The organism is Luteibacter sp. (assembly GCF_036500425.1).
In the GTDB taxonomy this organism is placed as follows: domain Bacteria; phylum Pseudomonadota; class Gammaproteobacteria; order Xanthomonadales; family Rhodanobacteraceae; genus Luteibacter.
Genome location: NZ_DASYCB010000054.1, coordinates 100,413 through 119,767, shown reverse-complemented (window position 1 = coordinate 119,767; position 19,355 = coordinate 100,413). Strand labels below are relative to the sequence as shown.

At 64.3% G+C, this 19,355-nt stretch carries 22 protein-coding genes; 12 read left to right on the top strand and 10 right to left on the bottom strand.

Going from position 1 to position 19,355, the window contains the following annotated elements:
* From VGN46_RS13880 to VGN46_RS13870, 3 genes are all read right to left on the bottom strand, one after another.
* A partial coding sequence (locus VGN46_RS13880) for a hypothetical protein (protein WP_331644305.1) occupies window positions 1-224 on the bottom strand: 224 nt, incomplete at its 3' end.
* Window positions 221-796, bottom strand: a complete 576-nt coding sequence (locus VGN46_RS13875; RefSeq protein ID WP_331644304.1) for a DUF2760 domain-containing protein — start codon at window positions 794-796, stop codon at window positions 221-223. The genes VGN46_RS13880 and VGN46_RS13875, both read right to left, overlap by 4 nt.
* Window positions 797-1,212: 416 nt before the next feature.
* Window positions 1,213-2,454 (bottom strand): tyrosine-type recombinase/integrase, encoded by a 1,242-nt coding sequence (locus VGN46_RS13870; RefSeq protein ID WP_331644303.1) that lies wholly within the window; start codon window positions 2,452-2,454, stop codon window positions 1,213-1,215.
* A gap of 165 nt (window positions 2,455-2,619) precedes the next feature.
* On the opposite strand from VGN46_RS13870, the gene VGN46_RS13865 reads away from it, so the two are divergent.
* On the top strand, window positions 2,620-3,681 hold the full coding sequence (locus VGN46_RS13865; protein WP_331644302.1) for a DNA-binding protein: 1,062 nt from the start codon (window positions 2,620-2,622) through the stop codon (window positions 3,679-3,681).
* A 132-nt stretch (window positions 3,682-3,813) separates the two neighbouring features.
* On the opposite strand, the gene VGN46_RS13860 is transcribed toward VGN46_RS13865, so the two are convergent.
* From VGN46_RS13860 to VGN46_RS13840, 5 genes are all read right to left on the bottom strand, one after another.
* Window positions 3,814-5,376 carry a DHA2 family efflux MFS transporter permease subunit gene (locus tag VGN46_RS13860; RefSeq protein ID WP_331644301.1) on the bottom strand — a complete coding sequence of 521 codons (1,563 nt, stop codon included), beginning with the start codon at window positions 5,374-5,376 and terminating at the stop codon, window positions 3,814-3,816.
* An 89-nt stretch (window positions 5,377-5,465) separates the two neighbouring features.
* Window positions 5,466-6,701, bottom strand: coding sequence for an efflux RND transporter periplasmic adaptor subunit (locus VGN46_RS13855; protein ID WP_331644300.1), 1,236 nt, complete (start codon window positions 6,699-6,701; stop codon window positions 5,466-5,468).
* Window positions 6,698-8,158 (bottom strand): efflux transporter outer membrane subunit, encoded by a 1,461-nt coding sequence (locus VGN46_RS13850; RefSeq protein ID WP_331644299.1) that lies wholly within the window; start codon window positions 8,156-8,158, stop codon window positions 6,698-6,700. The genes VGN46_RS13855 and VGN46_RS13850 overlap by 4 nt, the downstream gene beginning before the upstream one ends.
* On the bottom strand, window positions 8,155-8,673 hold the full coding sequence (locus tag VGN46_RS13845; protein ID WP_331644298.1) for a MarR family winged helix-turn-helix transcriptional regulator: 519 nt from the start codon (window positions 8,671-8,673) through the stop codon (window positions 8,155-8,157). Before VGN46_RS13845 ends, VGN46_RS13850 begins: the two co-directional genes overlap by 4 nt.
* A gap of 103 nt (window positions 8,674-8,776) precedes the next feature.
* Window positions 8,777-9,544 (bottom strand): TatD family hydrolase, encoded by a 768-nt coding sequence (locus tag VGN46_RS13840; protein ID WP_331644297.1) that lies wholly within the window; start codon window positions 9,542-9,544, stop codon window positions 8,777-8,779.
* 146 nt (window positions 9,545-9,690) lie between these two features.
* On the opposite strand from VGN46_RS13840, the gene VGN46_RS13835 reads away from it, so the two are divergent.
* Both VGN46_RS13835 and VGN46_RS13830 read left to right on the top strand, forming a co-directional pair.
* Complete coding sequence (locus tag VGN46_RS13835; protein WP_331644296.1) at window positions 9,691-10,296, top strand: glycine zipper 2TM domain-containing protein; 606 nt, start codon at window positions 9,691-9,693, stop codon at window positions 10,294-10,296.
* 32 nt (window positions 10,297-10,328) lie between these two features.
* A complete protein-coding gene (locus VGN46_RS13830; RefSeq protein WP_331644295.1) occupies window positions 10,329-10,799 on the top strand; it encodes a glycine zipper 2TM domain-containing protein in 471 nt (156 codons plus the stop codon).
* A 226-nt stretch (window positions 10,800-11,025) separates the two neighbouring features.
* On the opposite strand, the gene VGN46_RS13825 is transcribed toward VGN46_RS13830, so the two are convergent.
* A complete protein-coding gene (locus VGN46_RS13825) occupies window positions 11,026-11,460 on the bottom strand; it encodes a cell wall hydrolase (RefSeq protein WP_331644294.1) in 435 nt (144 codons plus the stop codon).
* Window positions 11,461-11,946: 486 nt separating this feature from the next.
* Window positions 11,947-12,732 (bottom strand): folate-binding protein, encoded by a 786-nt coding sequence (locus VGN46_RS13820; RefSeq protein ID WP_331644293.1) that lies wholly within the window; start codon window positions 12,730-12,732, stop codon window positions 11,947-11,949.
* A gap of 127 nt (window positions 12,733-12,859) precedes the next feature.
* Between VGN46_RS13820 and VGN46_RS13815 the strand changes: the two genes are divergently transcribed.
* The 9 genes from VGN46_RS13815 to lolD all read left to right on the top strand — a co-directional run bounded on the left by VGN46_RS13815 (window position 12,860) and on the right by lolD (window position 19,304).
* Window positions 12,860-13,027 (top strand): DUF1674 domain-containing protein, encoded by a 168-nt coding sequence (locus VGN46_RS13815; RefSeq protein WP_331644292.1) that lies wholly within the window; start codon window positions 12,860-12,862, stop codon window positions 13,025-13,027.
* Window positions 13,028-13,083: 56 nt separating this feature from the next.
* On the top strand, window positions 13,084-13,476 hold the full coding sequence (sdhC, locus tag VGN46_RS13810) for a succinate dehydrogenase, cytochrome b556 subunit (RefSeq protein ID WP_331644291.1): 393 nt from the start codon (window positions 13,084-13,086) through the stop codon (window positions 13,474-13,476).
* Window positions 13,473-13,859 carry a succinate dehydrogenase, hydrophobic membrane anchor protein gene (gene sdhD / locus VGN46_RS13805; protein WP_331644290.1) on the top strand — a complete coding sequence of 129 codons (387 nt, stop codon included), beginning with the start codon at window positions 13,473-13,475 and terminating at the stop codon, window positions 13,857-13,859. The genes sdhC and sdhD overlap by 4 nt, the downstream gene beginning before the upstream one ends.
* Before the next feature lie 3 nt (window positions 13,860-13,862).
* Window positions 13,863-15,650: a succinate dehydrogenase flavoprotein subunit gene (sdhA, locus tag VGN46_RS13800; RefSeq protein ID WP_331644289.1), complete on the top strand. Its 1,788-nt coding sequence runs from the start codon at window positions 13,863-13,865 to the stop codon at window positions 15,648-15,650.
* Window positions 15,651-15,671: 21 nt separating this feature from the next.
* A complete protein-coding gene (locus VGN46_RS13795; protein ID WP_331644288.1) occupies window positions 15,672-16,460 on the top strand; it encodes a succinate dehydrogenase iron-sulfur subunit in 789 nt (262 codons plus the stop codon).
* A gap of 106 nt (window positions 16,461-16,566) precedes the next feature.
* Entirely contained in the window at window positions 16,567-16,815 is a 249-nt protein-coding gene (locus VGN46_RS13790; RefSeq protein ID WP_331644287.1) for a succinate dehydrogenase assembly factor 2, read from the top strand.
* Window positions 16,787-17,200 (top strand): hypothetical protein, encoded by a 414-nt coding sequence (locus tag VGN46_RS13785; protein WP_331644286.1) that lies wholly within the window; start codon window positions 16,787-16,789, stop codon window positions 17,198-17,200. Before VGN46_RS13790 ends, VGN46_RS13785 begins: the two co-directional genes overlap by 29 nt.
* Before the next feature lie 180 nt (window positions 17,201-17,380).
* Entirely contained in the window at window positions 17,381-18,622 is a 1,242-nt protein-coding gene (locus VGN46_RS13780; protein ID WP_331644285.1) for a lipoprotein-releasing ABC transporter permease subunit, read from the top strand.
* A complete protein-coding gene (gene lolD / locus VGN46_RS13775; RefSeq protein WP_331644284.1) occupies window positions 18,615-19,304 on the top strand; it encodes a lipoprotein-releasing ABC transporter ATP-binding protein LolD in 690 nt (229 codons plus the stop codon). Before VGN46_RS13780 ends, lolD begins: the two co-directional genes overlap by 8 nt.
* The last annotated feature ends 51 nt before the right edge of the window (window positions 19,305-19,355 follow it).

The following is a 19,355-nucleotide window of genomic DNA, read 5'->3' as shown; positions in this document are numbered from 1 at the left end:
TGCAGCGCGGCGTCCGGGCTGGCGGTTTTCAGCGTGGGGGCCGGGGCGGCCGCCGGAGCGGGCGCGGGGGCGGGAGTCGGCGCGGGGGCAGGTGTAGCGCCGCCTTGACGCAAACGCAATACGCCGCCTGCGAATTCGCCGTCGCTCGCGTTGGTGTCCACGTAGGACAGCGCGCAGTGCGTGGTGCCCAGGTCGATACCGATGCAATAGCGCGTGCCGCTCATAGCTCCACCTCGGCCGGGGCGATCACCTTGGCGTTATGGCTGTCCGCGAGTTTGGGCAGACGCACTTCGTCGACGCACCAGCCGCGATGGCTGATGCTGCCGCTAAACGGCGCGCGGCCGACGACGTTGCCGGTCAGCCGAACCAGACTTGCGTCGAAGCCATCGGGCAGCGTGACGCGGCTGCCTTCGGCTTCGTCGCGCACCGGACGGATCGTGAAGTGCTCGCGCAGCGTGGCGCGGCAGCCGTCGTGCACGAGACGCGCGGCGGCGCCGATGTCGGCGTCGCTGTAGTTCCTGATGTCTTCCTCGACGAAATCGATGAAGCGCGCGTCGCGTTGCAACAGGCCGAGCAGTTGCAGCGCGGCGTCGGGGCTGGCTTCTTTCAAGGTGGGTGCGGGCGCGGGCGCCGGGGTGGCGACAGGCGCGGGGGCCGCGGTTGTGTCGCTCGCGGTTACGGCGCCATTACGCAGACGCAGCACTCCGGCGGCGAACTCGCCATCGCCGAGGATGCTGAAAAAGGTGCCGACGGCAAGTGAAATCCTGCCGAGGAAGGATGGGTTCGAATCGGTCATTAATGCTCCTGAGGTGCTCTGTTAAAGGACGAGCTGTCCTTGGCCGCGACGCACGCGATGGGCCGCAAAGCCTTGGCTGGCTTGACAGCGCCGCCGCCACGCGGGTTCGCGCAGGACTGCGGCATGCCAAATGATCCGGCGGAAGTCGCGGCGCGTGCGACGCGCGCAAAACCCGTATTTTGCCTTGCGGCGCGCCCGAAGCGGACAAAGGCGGCCATTCTAGCGGGCAATGAGGCGAGATTGGCGGGTTGTTGGGGGGAGTGGGGCGTGCGGCCTGGCCTGTTCAACCGGTTGGTTTTGGTCGCGAAACGGCTGGGTCGATAAGCGCGGGGGAATTCGTTCGTGGCGTTGCGGGCCTCGTCACGAAATCGTCGTGCTCGTCGTGTCGATATTCCTTTGAATCAAGCCTTTTCCTATCAAGGATTGTCCGCCTCGTTGCCCGCATCATCGTCTTTGGTTTCGGGCGCGCTCCAGTTCATCCGGTGGCGATTGACCGTCTCCTGATGCCGCGTGTCGTCTTCCGTGTGCAGATAAAGACTCGTCGTGCTCAGCGACACATGCCCGAGATTGTCGCGGATCGTGCGCAGATCGACGCCGCCATCGGCCTGATGGGAGCCGGCGGTGTGCCGAAGCCAGTGGGCCGACGCGCGTTCGAGCTCATCGGCGCGGTCGGCAAATTCCGCTCCCTTGGCGCGCAGCCAGACCGCCGCGCCGCTGAAAATGCGCTTGATCGCATCGTGAACCGCCGAGCGCGACAGGCAACGGCTTCTGCCCTTGAACGGAATGACGAGCGGCGTTTCCTCGGAGCGGGTGGGCAGGGCGACGAGACCGTTCAGTGTCCGGTAGCTGCGCAGCTCCTGAACCAGTTCGGCCGACACGGGAACGATGCGCTCCTTGTCGCCCTTGCCCAGCGTTTCGAGCCACCACTGGTCTTTACCGTCCGCCCCGAGCCTTCTGAAAAAGCTGCCCATCTGGCCGCCTGCAACCTCCGAAATCCGCATGCCCTGCAGATAGAACAGCGTGGTCAGCCAGCGACAGCGGGCGTAGTACGCGCGTTGCGCGTCGGTGTCCTGCGGCAATTGTTCGACGAACAGCTTCACTTCATCCCAGAGCGACGTCGACAGATAACGCGTCACGCGCGGCGCGGAGCGCTTGGCCCGTTGCCGCAGCAACGCCATCGGATTGCCGCGCAGATAGCCGGCGTTCACCAGCCACGTGAACATCGCATTCAGGATGATCAGCGCCTGACGCTGGCTGGCCGGCGACAACGGCCCATTGAACGGCCGCCAGCGCTCGTCGCCGCGCGGATATTTGCCGCCGTTGGCCGACACCCAGCGGCTGGCCGGTTCCGGATCGGCGATAAACGATTTGAAGCCCAGCAGATCTTCATGCGTCAGCGACGACAGCGGCTTGCCCAATTGCACGACGGCCCACAGCAGCAGCCGTTCGGCTTCCTTGCGGTAGTTGTCGAAGGTGGTTTTGGTGTCCGCGTAGTTCGACAGCCATGCACGCACCGCGTCCAGATCGTTGCGAGCCGAGAGCTGAGAATTTTCGACCGCGCCACGGTTGGTGCCGTCGCGGCCATCGAGGCTTTCTGGAACGGCGAGCGATTCGACGGGCTGCACGGTGGCGAGCTGGACATTGTGGGCATTGGACACGGTTCAAACGCTCCGGATTGCGAGGAAAACACCAGACAAGGCAGCTAAATACTATACACGACATTATAGTACTAATGTCGTGTATGAAAGTAGATGTTGTAGATAATTTACTGTTTTACGTTGTATTATCAACACATTCACTCTTTTGGCTTTTTCCCACATGCCATGACACTCGAATCCGATATCGAAGCCGTCCGCGAACACGCGCCGGACACTCAGGCGCTGTATCGCGAGGTCTGCGGGTTGATGTTCTTCCGGTACGGCGAAACGCCGACTGCGAACCGGCTGTATCAGCTTGTGCGCAAAGGCAGCATGAGCGCGCCGGCCAAGGCATTGCGCGACTTCTGGGTCGAGGTGCGCGACAAGACCCGGGTCGACGTGGGACGCCCGGATTTGCCGCCTGAAGTCGCCACGGCGGCCGGCGAACTGGCGGCCAGCCTGTGGCGGCTCTCGAACGACGCGGCCAGCGCCGCGCTGGATGTATTCAGGCAGGATGCACAGGCGGAAATCGCCGCCGCACGTGAGCAGACGCAAGCGCTGGAGTCGCAACGCAACGACGCGTCGCTGAAGGCCGAACAGGCTGCGGGCAGCGTCGCCGCGCTGGGCCAGCAGATCAGCGGGCTCGAGGCGCGGCTCGTCGAGCTTCAGACCGCCAACGACATGCTGAACGGGCAATTGGCGGCGTCGAAGGAAGAACTTGCGGCGAGCGCGGCCGCGTTGGCCGACGCACGCCGCGATTTCGCCGAGGAACTGGCGAGGCAACGTCGCTCGCACGATCAGAACGAACTGCGGCTGGCGGCGGCCGAAAAGCGGGCGCTGCTCGAAATCGACAGCGAGCGGGCAGCGGCGAGCCGCGCGCGCAAGGAGCTTCAGGCGGCCAATGAGCGGTTCGCGGCGCTGGAGGCCGAGCATCGCTCGGAGCGCGACGCTCTGCGAGATGGGCTCGCCACTGCGAAGGCCGGGTTGGCCGCATCGACAGCGCGCTGCGCGGCGATTGACGCGCAACTGTCGGAGAAAGACGCGTTGCTCGCCGAACGGCTCGCGGCGGCGGATCTGCTTCGCCAGCGTCTTGAAGCGATGTCGCGGCGACTGGATACGGCGCGCGCGGAACCTGCGCCCGGCCGCCCTGCTCGCCGTTCGCGCGTGAAAGCGGAGGCTCAAGGACGCGTGTCGGTTGATTTTTCAGGTGGGCCGTTTGTCAGGCGCGCGTCGGTTCATAAGCGGTGAGGTTTGTTTGCGGCGAGAGAAAAAAAGGCGGACGTTACCGCCTTCGCTCAATTGCCGCGCACAACCGCGCCGCTGCATTGATCAAGCCGACGGGCGGTCCTCACGCCCGCCCGCTCCACACTCAACTCGCCCTCAATGCCCGCCCGCTCCCGCAGCCGCCGCCGCACTCGCGTGATCGGGCTTCGTCACCCAGATCAGCGGAATGATCAGCACGAAGATCACCGCCGACAGCCAGAAAATATCGTTCAACCCCAGCATCGCCGCCTGCGCGTTCAACGAGTGCTCGAAGTACGCCAGCGCCTGGGCCGAGCTTCCGCCGAGCGAGCTGTGCAGCGAGTCCAGCGCGGACGTGAAGGTCGGGTTGTTGACGCTCGTCTGCTCGGCCAGCCGCGCGTGGTGCATGATCGTCCGGTCGTTCCATCCCGTCGCCGCCAACGATGTCCCCACCGCGCCCGCAAACACCCGAACGAAGTTCGACAGCCCCGCCGCCGCCGGAATCCGGTCCGGCGACAAGCCCGACAGAATGATCGCGGTCAGCGGCACGAAGAAAAACGCGGTCGGAATTCCTTGCAGGAAGGTCGGCAGAACGAGCGTCCACGTATCCACGCCGGTGGTGTAGTTCGAGCGCATGAAGAACACCGCCGCAAAGCCGACGAACGCTACCGTCGCGAGAACCCGTGCGTCCGACTTCGGCATGATCTTCGCCATCACCGGCGCGAGGATCACCGCGAAGATGCCGAGCGGCGCGGTCGCGAGACCGGCATCGACTGAACGGTAGTTCAGGTACCCCTGCATCCATTGCGGCAACAGCACGAGGTTCGAGAAAAACACCGCGTAGGCCACTGAAATCGCAATCGTGCCACCCAGGAAATTTCGCTTTCCGAATAATTTCAAATCGACGATCGGGTTCTTTTCGGTCAACTCCCAGATCACGAAAAACGCGAAGCTGATCGCCGCGAACACGGTCAATGCAACGATCACCGGCGAGTTGAACCAGTCGAGATCCTTGCCCTTGTCGAGCATGATCTGCAACGAACCGACCCACGCGATCAGCGACAGCAGCCCGATTTTGTCGATCGGCAAGCGCCGGGTCGGGGTTTCGCGAGTGCGGTAGATCGCCCAGGTCACGGCGGCGGCAAACAGGCCCACCGGAATGTTGATGTAGAAGATCCACGACCACGAATAGCTGTCGGTAATCCAGCCGCCGAGCGCGGGGCCGGCGATCGGCCCGACAGTCGCCGTCATCGCCCACAACGCCAGCGCATGCGAGCTTTTTTCCTTCGGATACGAGCCGAGCAGAATCGCCTGCGACAGCGGAATCAGCGGGCCCGCCACCGCGCCCTGCAGGATTCGCGCGGCGAGCAGCACCGGCAGATTCGGCGCGATGCCGCACAGCCACGACGACAGCACGAACAACAGGATCGCCCACACAAACAGCTTGATCTGCCCGACGCGCTGTGTGAGCCAGCCGGTCAACGGAATCGCAATCGCGTTGGCGGCCGCGAACAGCGTGATCACCCAGGTCCCCTCGTCCACCGACACGCCGAGGTTGCCGGCGATCGTCGGAATCGCGACGTTCGCGATCGACGAATCCAGCACGTTCATGAACGTGGCCAGCGCCACGGCCAGTGTCGCCAGCACGAGCTTGCCGCCCGTCAAGGGTGGCAGCGTCGCTACGTTACCCGATCCACTCATTTCATCACCTGTCGAGAAAGGCAAAAACTATCTGACTTATCAGTTAAATGGCAAAAAAACGGCCCATGCGCCTTCATGCGCCTGGCGCTTCAACCCGCCTTGCGTGTTGCGCTCCGGTGCGTGGCGCTCGCCGTGGCCTCGCGCGTCGCCGGCATGTTCTGCGCAATGATGCGGGCGATTTCCGCATCGGCGTCGGCGCCGTACTGCGCGAACACGTCGGTGCGATATGCGGTGCTGGCCGCCGCGCCGAGCTGTGCGCCCGACTCTTCGCGCGTGTCGACGTCGACCTGCATCGACAGGCCGATACGCAGCGGATGCGCGTTCAGTTCGCTTTGATCGAGCTGGATGCGCGCCGGCAGCCGCTGCACGACCTTGATCCAGTTGCCGGTCGCGTTCTGCGCGGGCAACAACGAGAACGCGCTGCCGGTGCCGGCGCCGAGGCCGACCACGTGGCCGTGGTATTCCACGCCGCCGCCGTAGATATCGGCTTCCACCTTCACCGGCTGGCCGATACGCACGTGGCGCAGCTGGCTTTCCTTGAAGTTGGCATCGACCCACAGATCGTGCAGCGGGACCACGGTCATCAGCTGCTGGCCGGGCTGTACGCTGTTACCGACCTGCACGCTGCGCTGGGCGACGTAGCCGTCGATGGGCGCGACGATCGCATTGCGCTGCGCGGCGACCCAGGCCTGGCGGAAGCTGGCGCGTGCCTGCTGCACGGAGGGGTTGGCCTCTACATCGACGCCGTCGACCAGCGCGCGAGCGGCGTCGGCCTGGCGCTGCGCGGCATCGAGCGCGGACTGCGCGGTCTCCACCGCATCACGGGCGTGTTGCACTTCTTCCGGCGCCACCGCTTTCTCGGCGAGCAACGGAATGCGGCGCTTGAGGTCATCCTGCGCACGCTTCAGGTCCTGGCGGCGTGCACCGAGCGAGGCATCGGCGCTGGCTGCGGACTGGGTCTGCTGGCGGACCTGGCGCACGGCTTGGGCCAGCGCGGTGCTGGCCTTGCGCAGGGCGATATCCGCATCGGTCGGATCCAGCTTCACCAGCACCTGGCCCGCGTTGACGCGCTGGGTATCGTCGGCGAATACGCCCACCACGATGCCCGGAACCTGCGCCGAGATGCCGACCTGGTTGCCGCCGACATAGGCGTCGTCGGTGGTTTCGCGAGTGGAAAAGACGAACAGCCACAACAGCAGCCAGATCGCCGCGGCGAGGACGAAGACCACCAGCGCAATGAGCAGCGCGCGGCCGCGCTTGCGCTTGTCCTTCGGCGCGTTGCCGCTTTCCGTGGGCGGCGTCGTATCGTTGGGGTTCGCGCTCATGGGCTCTGGGTTCCGTCGGTGCTAGGCGTGGAAGGGGATTCAGGGGATTCGGCGTGGTAGCCGCCACCCAGGGCCTTGATCAGGCTCACATCGGTGGAAAGCGCCTGGCCGTGCAGGTCGGTGGCCATGTCCTGCTGCTGGAGCAGCACGGCCTGGGTCGCGAGCGATTCGCGGTCGTCGCGTACCCCGCGCGCGGCGCGCGCCTTCGCACTGGCCAGCAGGGTGGTCGCGGCATTGACCGCATCGTTCTGTTGGGTCCGGCGCGCGGCCAATTGCTGCGCACCAAGCGCCTGGGTAGATACATCACGCGCGGCCGAGACGACGGTGGCGTTGTACTGGGTCACCGCGGCGTCGAGCTGGGCACGGCTCACGCCGTGGTTCGCTTCCAGCGTGCCGCCTTCGAAGATGGGCAGGTGCAAGGCAGGGGTCAGCGAAAATACGCGGCTGCTGGCATTGAAGACCTTGTCGAGATCGATGCTGGACAGGCCGGCCATGCCGCTAAGGCTGACGTCGGGAAAGAATTGTGCGCGGGCGGCATCGGTCTGGCGCAGCGCCGCTTCCACCTGCCAGCGGCTTGCGGCGATATCGGGGCGGCGAGCCATCAGGTCCGTGCCGATGTTGGTAGGCAGGCCGGGAGCGACATCGGGGAGGGCGCGCGGCGTCAATGCCGGCAGGTCCTTCGACGAGACACCCACCAGCGCGGCGAGCGCGGCCTGGCGAATCGCCGCGGAACCTTCCAGCGCGGTCTTCTGCTGACGTGCGGCGGAAAGATCGCCGCGCGCCTGCTGCACAGTGTCCGGCACATCCACGCCGTGCTTCACGCGGAGGTCGGCGATGCGCAGCGCACGCTCACGCGAGGCGATCAGCTGGTCGGCCAGGCCCACGCGCGCTTCGTCGGTGAGCCAGCCGAAGTACGTATCGGCGACGGTCGACTGGATCGTGAGCGATGCGGCTGAGCGCTCGGCTTCCGCGGCACGCGCGCTGTCGATCGCCGATTCGAGCGAGAAGCGCTTCTTGCCCCACCAGTCGAAGTCATAGCTCGCCTGCACCCCGATGTCGGCCTGGTTGTACCAGGTGAAGCCAAGGAACTGGGCAGGGATCAGGCCGTGTTCGCTGATGCGCTGGCGGGCGACCTGCGCGCTGCCATCCACACGCAGGCCGGCCTGCGCGGCGGCGACGCGGATGTTCTGCTGCGCGCTATCCACGCGTGACTTCGCTTGGGCGAGATCAGGCGAGCCGCGCAGCGCCATCTCCATGAGCTGGTCGAGTTGTGGGTCGTTGTAGGCGCGCCACCACTGCGCGGCCGGCCAGCCGGCACGCGTGCCGGCGTCGAGGCCGGCCAGCGGTACGTCATCGCGCAGCGCAGGGTGGTCGATCTTCGCCGGAACGTGGCAGCCAGCCAACACGACGGCGAGCGTCGCGGCCAGCAAGGCGGGGCGGAAAGGCATACGGGTCATGCAGCGACATCCGTGGAATCGAGGTGCAGGGCGAGCTTCTTCAGCAGATGCTCGAAGGACTTGCGCTCGGTGGTGTTGAAACAGGAAAACTTCGAGATGACCTCCGGGAACATCGGTGGAAGCATCTGCCGCACCATGCGTTTGCCTTCCGCGGTGATCTTCAGCACGACCTGGCGACGATCGTGCGTGGCATGGGCGCGTGTAATGAGGCCGCGTTTTGCCAGCAGGTTCGTGATGCGGGTCATGTTCGTGGGCTTCTGTTCGGCCAGCGCGCAGAGCTCGCTCGGCGTCGAACTGCCTTCCGCCGAGGAGTACAGCATCATCAGCGTCCGGAAATCGCTGTCGTTCAGGTCGAATGGCTTCAGCTTCGCCTCCACGTCGCGCTGCAGGGCGCCGCCGGTGAGCAGCAGCAGGCGAATGAGCAAGACCTCGCATTTCGGCAGGCCCGGGATGATCTCCGCAACGCGGTCGACACCCTCATAGAGCGCATCGACACAGGGTTTAAGGCTGGACATTTCGCTGGGTAATAATTCGCTGGTGAACTATTAGGCTAGCAAGGGGGTGCGGGCAGGGCAAGTGTCGGGTGGTGTCGTGGCCCCATCGCGCGCAAGCGCGCTCCTACAGGAGGGTGAAGAGGCTTTTGGCGTTGGCGGTGGTGGCTGAGGCTATCTTGGCAGGGTCTGCGTCGCGGAGCTTCGCGATGGTTTCCAGCACATCGACCATGTAGGCCGGTTCGTTGCGTTCGCCGCGGTGGTGGGCGCAGGGCTGGTCGGGGGCATCGGTTTCGAGCAGGAGCCATTCGAGGGGCATGTCGGTCACGACCCGATGGATCCGGTTCGCGCGGTCGTAGGTCACCGGGCCACCGATGCCGATGTGGATGCCCATGTCGAATAGCTGGCGTGCCTGCTCCTCGCTGCCTGAGAAGCTATGCACCACGCCACGCAGGCCGCCGATACGGCGCAAGGTGTGGATGACCTCTTCGAAGGCGCGGCGGGCGTGAACGATGACCGGCAAGTCGTGTTCTTTCGCGATGTGCAATTGCTTGATGAACAGCTCGCGTTGCCGTTCGGGGTCGAGGCCATCGACATAGAAATCGAGCCCTATCTCGCCCACGGCGACGGGCTTCCTGGCTTCCAGCCACTTTGGCAGCTCTTCGAGGTGCTCATCACGGTGATGGGCCAGAAACAGCGGGTGCAGCCCATAGGCGGGGTAAACGCCTTCACGCGATGCCGACAAATGCTCGATGGCTTCCCAGTTTCCGCGATCGATGGCCGGTACGATCCAGCGCCGCACGCCCGCTTGGGCGGACCGCTCGAACATGGCGCCGCGATCGGCATCAAACGAGCTGTCGTCAAGGTGGGCGTGGGTGTCTACCAGTTCATGCATGCGGTTTGCTGCCGTTTGGCTTGGTGGGCCCAGTCTAAGGCGTCGTTCAGTTTAACGATTGTCAAATGTCTACACGGTGTTCTTACGAACTTTCGGGGTGAGTCGCCCCAGGGGAACGCCGCACTATCCAGTGGAGAGCAAGGGTTATGAGCAGGTTGATGATTTCCGTCCTGAACGCCGGTTTGGGCGCGGCCATGGTGCTGAGCCTTTCTGCCTGCAACCGCGATGCGAGCGCCGATGTGGCGAATGCCCCGGCCCCCGCGCCCGCTGCGGCACCGGTCGCGCCGCCCGAGCCGGCCGGCCCGAAGTATGCCCGCGTGGTTAGCGTGGATCCTGTGCGCCAGGCCGGCACGGCCGCGCAGAAGGAATGCCACGACGAAGTGGTGACCCACCGCGCCCCGGTCAAGGACCAGCACCAGATCGCTGGTACGGCCATCGGTGCGGTCGCAGGCGGCCTGCTGGGCAACCAGATCGGCGGCGGCAAGGGCCGTACGCTGGCAACTGTGGCCGGTGCCGTGGGCGGCGGTTACGCCGGCCATGAGATCCAGGAGCGTCGCCAGGAGACCAATACGGTCACCAGCACCGTTCGCAAATGCAGCACCGTGCCAGGCGCCAGCGGTGACAAGATCGTCGCCTACGACGTGCGCTATGAGTACAACGGCGTCACCCGTTCGATCCGCATGGACCATGACCCGGGCGACCGCGTCGAAGTGCAGGAAGGTGTCTCGGTCGTCTCCGACGCCCGCCAGTAATTACCACTGATCAACCCTGAGGGCGTTTCCCCATGCATAGCATCGTCCGCAAGTTTGGCCTCGTCGCTGCCGCTCTCGTGCCGCTGTCGCTGACAGCATGCTACGAGCAGCCACGCCGGGTGGTTCGCGAAGATCGCGTGGTGTACGACGACCGCGGTGGTCCGCGGCGATGTGCGCAGTGCGGTGTCGTCGATGACGTGCAGCAGATCTACACGGATCGGCAGTCGTCGCCGCTGGGTGCCGTTATCGGTGCCGTGGCCGGTGGCCTGTTGGGTAATACGATCGGCAAGGGCGATGGTCGCTCGGCTGCCACCGTAGGCGGTGCCGTCGTGGGCGGCGTGGTGGGCAACCAGGTCGGTAAGCGCAATGGCCAGGATGTAGCGTGGCAGGTGCGTATCCGGTTGGATGATGGACGCTCGGCTGTCGTGACGCAGCAGGAGGATCCGCAGTTGCGCCGTGGTGATTATGTCGAGATTCGTGGGGATCACGTTTATCGCATGTAGCCATATAAACGGCCAAAAGAAGATCTCTTGTAGGAGCGCGCTTGCGCGCGATGGGGTTGTCGTTAGCACCCATCGCGCGCAAGCGCGCTCCTACAGGGGCAATAAAGAGCCCGCCGTATGGCGGGTTTTTTTAGGCAAAAAAAGACCCTCATCCGAGGGCCCGTTTTTCCCGGGAATCGCAAGCTGCCCGCTCCGATTCCTTTTCCCCACAAGTTTTAGCGCGTCGTCAGTTCACGGCGTAGAACGCATGGTCGCCGATCTTGCGAACGATGCGGCTGGCCGACCAGGTAGGCGAGACAGCCACCGTTGCGAAGTGATCGGCTTGTGGCACGTACACCAGGCGTTCGCTCTTCGGCAGGCTCCAGTTGTTGAGGGAGTCGCCAGCGATCTTCCAGGCTTTCGTCCACGACACGAGGTCAGTGACTTCAAAATCCTTCGGGGTGGTGGTGATAGCGAACTGGCGCGGCGCCGAGACGACATCGCACACATTCTTGCCACCCATGCCGCGATCACGTCGGCGAAGGGCGACTTCCGCCACGGCATACTGGCCGATGGTCGGTTCGCTACGTGCTTCGAGGTACACCGTTGTCGCCAGGCACGTCTGGTCGGCAAGGTGGCTTGGAAGGACGGACGCCATCCAGAGCAATGCGGAAAGTTTCATGTGTTTCTGCCTCCAACGAGCTTTTCCGTCACTTGCGGCATCTTGGAAGAGCCATGGGGGACGTACGGGCGGTAGACGGGCGGGCAGGCCGTTACTACCTGGATCAACCGAGTGCATCCGCTGGGTAAGCGGTTGGGCGCGAATGCTTCGGGCGTCACACACTGTGACTTTACTGGGCGGCTGTCCGGAGCCTCCCGGTAGGGGATTCGCCAAAAGGGAGCGGCATCGCGATGCGGCGGCTCCGTTGGCTACAGCGCGCTCTAAGTCATGCGCGCAGTTCAAAAAATCACCAGCTTTCGCTGGGTCGCGCCAGAACCGTCATCATCGACGGATCGTCGCGGGTGTAACCATGTCGATACACCATGGCCACGTAATGGGATCGGCGGAGCCTAGTGGCGCGTCACGTTTTACGCAAGTGCGGAAGCGGCACGATTCAGCTTAGGCTCACAGTGTTCAGAAATAGTTTTTACGAATCCGTGCGTAACGTCACGCAGCAAATGTCGACAAGATGTGTAGGCGTGCGCCCTCTGTTTCAAGAGTGTCTGCCTGAACGACGCTGTCATCCAATACAACAAGCGACATAGGTGTTTTCACCATTTCGTTGTGCATCAGCACGATGCCTGCATCGCGGCCATTGATGCGTAGCGCCTGTCCGGACGCAAGTGCGACATCTGACCGCACCGTGCGCAGGTGGCGCTTGTGACCACCAAGGAAATGCAGTCGCGCGGCGATTTCCTGGCCCGGGAAGCACCCTTTGTTGAACGACACGGCATTCAACTGCTCCATCGACAGTGCGGGTGGAAGCAGCGTGTCGAGTGCCTCATCAGGTAACCACGCGAAACCTTTTTCAACATGACGCGCGAGCCACGCATCGTTGTCGTCACGTGCGCCGATATATATCGATGCATTGCCTTCGCCGAGTATCAGCGTTCCGTGTTCGTCTTCATGCGCCTGCATGTCATCACGTGCATCGCCATCAGAAACAAAACGTGTATCGCCGAGCGTGATCGTGACTTTCGAACGAAACACGAAACGCTTCAGGTCATTCGCGAGCACGGCACCGTCGCCGCCACGCGGCACGATGACGAAGCGATCATCGGCGACACGAGCGACCTGGAGCAGGGCGCGGACCCGGCCCTTGGGATCCAGCCAGCCACTCCATTGCCAGCGGCCCGGTCCAAGGGACAGGACATCGCTGCTCAACTGGGCATTGATGAAGGCGGCGGCATCGGGGCCGCTGAGGGTGATAGGGCGAGTGGTACGGCTCGGCATGGGGGGCGCAGGGCAGGGTGGGGAGGAGTAAGATATACGGTCAGGCCAAGGCCAAACCAAGCCTTGCCGGGTTCGTCAAGGTTGTGCTGAACAGGCACAGGTATTACGCTTTTAGAGTTTTATAACCATGTCCGACCATCCCTCAGCGCCCGAAAAGACGAACGATTCCGCTCCGGCGAAACCGCTCGTACCACCGGTCGTCCCCACGAACGGTGTGCCAGGGGTCGAGAAAGCGCCATTGGATCCCACCCGCTACGGCGATTGGGAAAAGAACGGACGCTGTATCGACTTCTGACCGGAAGGCGAGTGAGGCACGTTGGGCATCAGCGATTCCAATCCAGGATAGCCGCCATGGCACAAACGGGACGACCGCTCTCACCCCATCTCCAGGTCTACAAATGGCAAGTGCAGATGGCTTCCTCCATCCTGCATCGCGCCACCGGCATCATCCTTGCCGTCGGTAGCCTCCTTATCGTCTGGGGCCTCGCGTCCCTCGCCGCTGGCCCCGAGGCCTACGCGACGTTCACCGCCTGTGCCGGCAGCGGCTTCGGCATGCTCGTGCTGATGGGCTGGACCCTGGCGTTCTTCTATCACCTGGCCAACGGCATCCGCCACCTGGTCCAGGACACGGGCAAGGGTTACGCCATCGCCTCGTTCGTCCGCTCCAGCTGGACCGCGATCATCGTTGCCATCGTGCTGACCGTCGTTACCTGGGCCTACGTGCTCGCCGGGAGCCACGCATGAGCAAGGACCTGCGCAACCCGCTCGCCCGCGCCCGCGGCCTGGGCTCCGCGAAGGAAGGCGTCGGTCACTGGATGGCCCAGCGCGTCACCGCGCTCGCCCTGGTGTTCCTGACCCTGTGGTTCCTCTGCACGCTGCTCGGCCTGCTGCACGCCGATTACGCCACGGCCCGCGCCACGCTGGCGAAGCCCTGGAACGCCGTGCTGGCGGCCGCCTTCATCATCACGATGTTCCGCCACGCCGTGCTTGGCCTGCAGGTGGTCATCGAAGACTACGTCCATACCCGCTGGCTCGAAGTAGCCTCGCTGGTCCTTATCAAGTTCATCGCCGTACTCGCCACGCTCATGGGCGTGTTGGCCGTGCTGCGCGTCGCGCTCGGAAGCTGATCGATGGAAGCCTACAAGGTTCAACAACATAAGTACGACGTGATCGTGGTCGGCGCCGGTGGCGCTGGCCTGCGCGCTACCTTCGGCCTGGCCGAAAAGGGCCTCAAGGCCGCGTGCATCACGAAAGTGTTCCCGACCCGTTCGCACACCGTGGCCGCGCAGGGCGGTATCTCCGCCGCGCTGGGCAACATGGGTGAAGACGACTGGCGCTTCCACTTCTACGACACGATCAAGGGCTCCGACTGGCTCGGTGACCAGGACGCCATCGAGTACATGTGCCGCGAAGCGATCCCGGCCATTGTCGAGCTCGAGCACTACGGCGTGCCGTTCTCCCGCACGGAAGAGGGCAAGATCTACCAGCGCCCGTTCGGCGGCATGACTACGCATTACGGCAAGGGCACCGCGCAGCGCACCTGCGCCGCGGCTGACCGCACCGGCCACGCGATCCTGCACACGCTATACCAGCAGGCGCTGGCTCACGACGCCACGTTCTTCATCGAATACTTCGCGATCGACCTCATCTTCGACAAGGATGGCGTCTGCCGCGGCGTGCTCGCGCTCGACATGAACGAAGGTACGCTGCACCTGTTCCGTGGCCACGCCGTGGTCATGGCGACAGGTGGTTACGGTCGTGCGTACTTCAGCGCCACCTCGGCCCACACCTGCACCGGCGATGGCGGCGGCATGGTGCTGCGCGCCGGCCTGCCGCTGCAGGACATGGAATTCGTGCAGTTCCATCCGACCGGTATCTACGGTGCCGGCTGCCTGATCACCGAAGGCGTCCGCGGCGAAGGTGGCTACCTCACCAATTCCGAGGGTGAGCGCTTCATGGAGCGCTACGCGCCGAACGCGAAGGATCTGGCCTCCCGCGACGTCGTCAGCCGCGCCATGACCATCGAGATCCGCGAAGGCCGCGGTGTGGGCCCGAACAAGGACCACATCCACCTGAACCTGATGCACCTCGGTCCCGAGGTCATCGGTGAGCGTCTCCCGGGTATCGCCGAATCCGCGCGTATCTTCGCCGGCGTCGACGTGACCAAGGAGCCGATCCCGGTGCTGCCGACCGTCCACTACAACATGGGTGGCATCCCGACCAACTACCACGGCGAAGTGGTCACCAAGCTCGGCGACGATCCGGATGCCGTGGTGCCGGGCCTGTTCGCCATTGGCGAAGCGGCTTGCGTGTCGGTGCACGGCGCTAACCGCCTGGGTTCGAACTCGCTGCTCGACCTGGTGGTGTTCGGCCGTGCGGTGGCGAATCGCTGCGCCGAGGTCGTCACCCCGGGTACGGCCCACCCGGACCTGCCGGCGAATGCGCTGGACCAGGCCCTGGGCCGCTTCGACGCGCTGCGCTACGCCAACGGCAACACGCCGACCGCGTCGATCCGCGCCGAGATGCAGAAGACCATGCAGAACGACGCCGCGGTGTTCCGCACCGGCGAGACCCTGCAGGAAGGCACCCACAAGATTTCCGAGGTGTTCTCGAAGTTCAAGGACGTGAAGGTCACCGACCGTTCGCTGGTCTGGAACTCCGACCTTATCGAGACCCTGGAGCTTTCCAACCTGCTGGCCCAGGCCGTTGCCACCATGCATTCGGCCAACCAGCGCCCCGAGAGCCGCGGCGCGCATGCCCGCGAAGATTTCCCGGACCGCGACGACCACGACTGGCAGAAGCACACGCTGGTGTGGATCGACGAGGAAGGCCGTTCGAAGTTCGATTTCCGCCCGGTGCATATGTACACCCTGACGGACGAAGTCGAAGTCGTGCCGCCGAAAAAGCGCGTTTACTAATTCCGGACCGGAGAGGCAATCGTGGCAGAGTTCACGCTACCCAAAAATTCCACTATCACGGCCGGCAAGCATTTCCCGGCGAAGGGCGCGAAGAATACGCGCACCTTCAAGATCTATCGCTGGACGCCGGATGACGGCCAGAACCCGCGCACCGATACGTACGAGGTCGATCTCGATACGTGCGGCCCGATGGTCCTGGACGCCCTGCTGAAGATCAAGAACGAGATCGACTCGACGCTCTCGCTGCGCCGCTCGTGCCGCGAAGGTATCTGCGGTTCGTGCGCGATGAACATCCAGGGCACCAACACCCTGGCCTGCACGCGCTCCATCGAGGAGTGCGGCAGCAACGGCACGATCAACATCTACCCGCTGCCGCACATGCCGGTGGTGAAGGATCTCGTGCCGGATCTCACGCACTTCTACGCACAGTTCGCGTCGATCAAGCCGTGGCTGCGTACGCAGAGCCCGGCGCCGGCCGACAAGGAGCGCCTGCAGTCGCCGGAAGACCGCAAGAAGCTCGATGGCCTGTACGAGTGCATCCTGTGCGCGTGCTGCTCCACGTCGTGCCCCAGCTACTGGTGGAACGGTGATCGTTATCTCGGTCCGGCCATCCTGCTGCAGGCTTACCGCTGGATCGTGGACAGCCGTGATGAAGACACGGGTGAGCGCCTGGACGATCTCGAAGATCCGTTCAAGCTGTACCGCTGCCACACCATCATGAACTGCGCCCGCACCTGCCCGAAGGGCCTCAACCCGGCCAAGGCGATCGCGGAAATCAAGAAGCTGATCGTCCAGCGCCGCTCGGCGTAACGCAGCCCTTGTAGGAGCGCGCTTGCGCGCGATGGGTCCGCCACAAGGTCCATCGCGAGCAAGCTCGCTCCTACAGTCGTTTTTATCCCGCGCCAGGTGACCTGCGATGGAAGAAGCACGCCTCAAGCGCCTGCGCTGGCGCACCCGCCGCGGTACCCGTGAGCTGGACCAGCTGTTCGGCTGGTGGCTCGACGAGCGTTTCGCTGACGCGGATGAGGTCGTCAGGCTGGCATTCGATGAACTGCTCGACGTGCAGGATCCTGATCTCTGGGATTGGGTGATGGGCCATGCCCGCGCCCCTCGCGACGACTGGCAGGCGATCATCGATGACATCCGTACAAGGCATCACCTTTGACACGCGCCCTTCAGCCGCGCTGACCCTGCTGCTCCTCGTTATCGTCCTCGCCGGTGCGACCGCACCGTGGCCCACGCATTTTCCCTTGGCTGCCCGCGTGTGCCTTTCCGGCGCAGCGCTCGCCTTCGGCCTGTGGCGGATCCATGGTCACCGGCATCCACCGATCACGGCCGCCCAATGGTCGCCCGAGGGCGCGTGGCTTGTCGTCGACACCCACGGCGCGCTCCATGCCGCGGAACCTCGGGGCGCCCGCGTGGTCGGTGAGTGGGTGTGTTTGAGGCTTTTCTGGCCCGGCGGCCGTGCCAGCCTGGTGCTCGGGCCGGATAACATGGAGGCGGATGTGCTCCGGGTTCTGCGTATCCGCCTGGGTTCCACCGTCCCCTGACCGGCCCGCTTCCTGTAGGAGCGCGCTTGCGCGCGATGGGCCTTGACGCGAGCACCCATTGCGCGCAAGCGCGCTCCTACAGGGGCGGTATGCTTGCCGAGCGGGCTTGCATCGGGCAATCTGCCGCGCGATGCGCGCTTTTCGTCGCTGCTCCCCCCTTTAAGGTGCTTTTCGACAGGTATGTTCAGACCCCTCGAGCTCTTCATTGGCCTGCGCTACACGCGGGCCAAGCGGCGCAACCAGTTCATCTCGTTCATTTCCACGGTCTCCATCGTATGCATCGCCATCAGCGTCACCGCGCTGATCACGGTGATGTCGGTGATGAACGGGTTCGACAGCGAGCTGCGCACGCGCATCCTCGGCGCGGTGGCCCACGTCACGGTCTCCGGTATCGACGAGACGGTTCGCGACTGGCAGCGTGCGGTGGACGTGGCCAAGACCACGAAGCACGTCGACGGCGCGGCCCCGTACGTCGAGATCCAGGCCTTCCTGCAGGCCCGCCACTCCAGCGGCGCGATTATCCGCGGCGTCGTGCCAAGCCTCGAGCCGAAAGTCTCCGACCTCGACCGGCACATGGTCGAAGGCAAGATGACCGACCTGACCGACCGTGGCTGGAACATCATCCTCGGCCGCGAGCTCGCGCTCGACCTGGGCGTCAGTACCGGCGACAAGGTGACCGTGGTGGTCCCGCAGTTCACGGCGACGCCGATGGGCGCGGTGCCGAAACTGCGCACCTTCACCGTCAGCGGCATCTTCGAACTGGGCATGCAGGAGTACGACTCCAATCTGGCCCTGATCAGCATGCCGGATGCCGAGCGCCTTAATGGACAGGTCGGCCCGACGGGCATCCGCCTGAAGCTCGACGACATGCGCCAGGCTTTCCCGGTGGCGCAGGACCTGGTCAACAAGCTCGGCCAGACGTACCGCGTGCAGACCTGGATGGATACCCACGCCAACTTCTTCCATGCGATCGACATGGAGAAGACCGTGATGTTCGTGATCCTTTCACTGATCATCCTGGTCGCCGTGATCAACCTCATCTCGATGCTGATGATGCTGGTGACCGACAAGCAGGCCGACATCGCGATCCTGCGCACGCTGGGTTCCACGCCGCGCAGCATCATGGCGATGTTCATGGTTCAGGGCTTGCTCGTGGGTATCGTCGGCATTGGCGTCGGCGTCACGCTGGGCTCGCTGCTTTCGTACAACCTGCCGGCCATCGTGAAATTCATCGAGCACGTTTCCGGCCATACCTTCCTCGCGCCGGATGTGTATTACATCAGCGAAGTGCCCAGCCAGTTGCTGTGGTCCGATGTGGGCTCGGTCGTGGTCGTCACCTTTGCCTTCTCGTTGCTGGCCACCTTGTACCCCGCGTGGCGCGCCTCTCGCGTGCAGCCCGCCCAGGCGCTTCGCTATGAATAACCCGAACGATATCGTCCTGCGCGCCACTGGCGTCGCCAAGGTCTACGAAGAAGGCGATCTGCGTACCGGTGTGCTTTCCAATGTGAATTTCGAGCTGCGCCGCGCGCAGACGCTGTCCATCGTGGGTGCTTCGGGTTCGGGCAAGTCCACGCTGCTGCACATCATCGGTGGCCTGGATACGCTGACGGCGGGCAAGGTCGAGGTAAACGGCCGGGTGCTGTCCGAGCTTTCGGATGCGGAACGTGGGCGCGAGCGCAATCGCTCGCTCGGCTTCATCTACCAGTTCCATCACCTGTTGCCGGAATTCACCGCGCTCGAGAACGTGTGCATGCCGCTATTGATCCGCGGCGTGTCGATCGCCCAGGCGCAGAAAGAAGCGACGGCACTGCTCGATCGTGTCGGCCTGGCGGCTCGCCTGCGCCACCGCCCGGCGGAGATGTCCGGTGGTGAGCGCCAGCGTTGCGCCGTGGCGCGTGCGCTGGTGACACGCCCGGCCTGCGTGCTGGGCGACGAACCCACCGGCAACCTCGATGAAGCCAACGCGGCGGCCGTTTACGACCTGATGGTGGAGCTCAACCGCGAAATCGGCACGAGTTTCGTCCTGGTCACCCACGACCAGCGCCTGGCCAAGCGCATGGACCGCACGCTCGAACTGCACAACGGCGAGCTCCACGAGCGCTAAGCCAGTGCCTATATCTTGATCGGTTGCCTCACCTTGTAGGAGCGCGCTCGC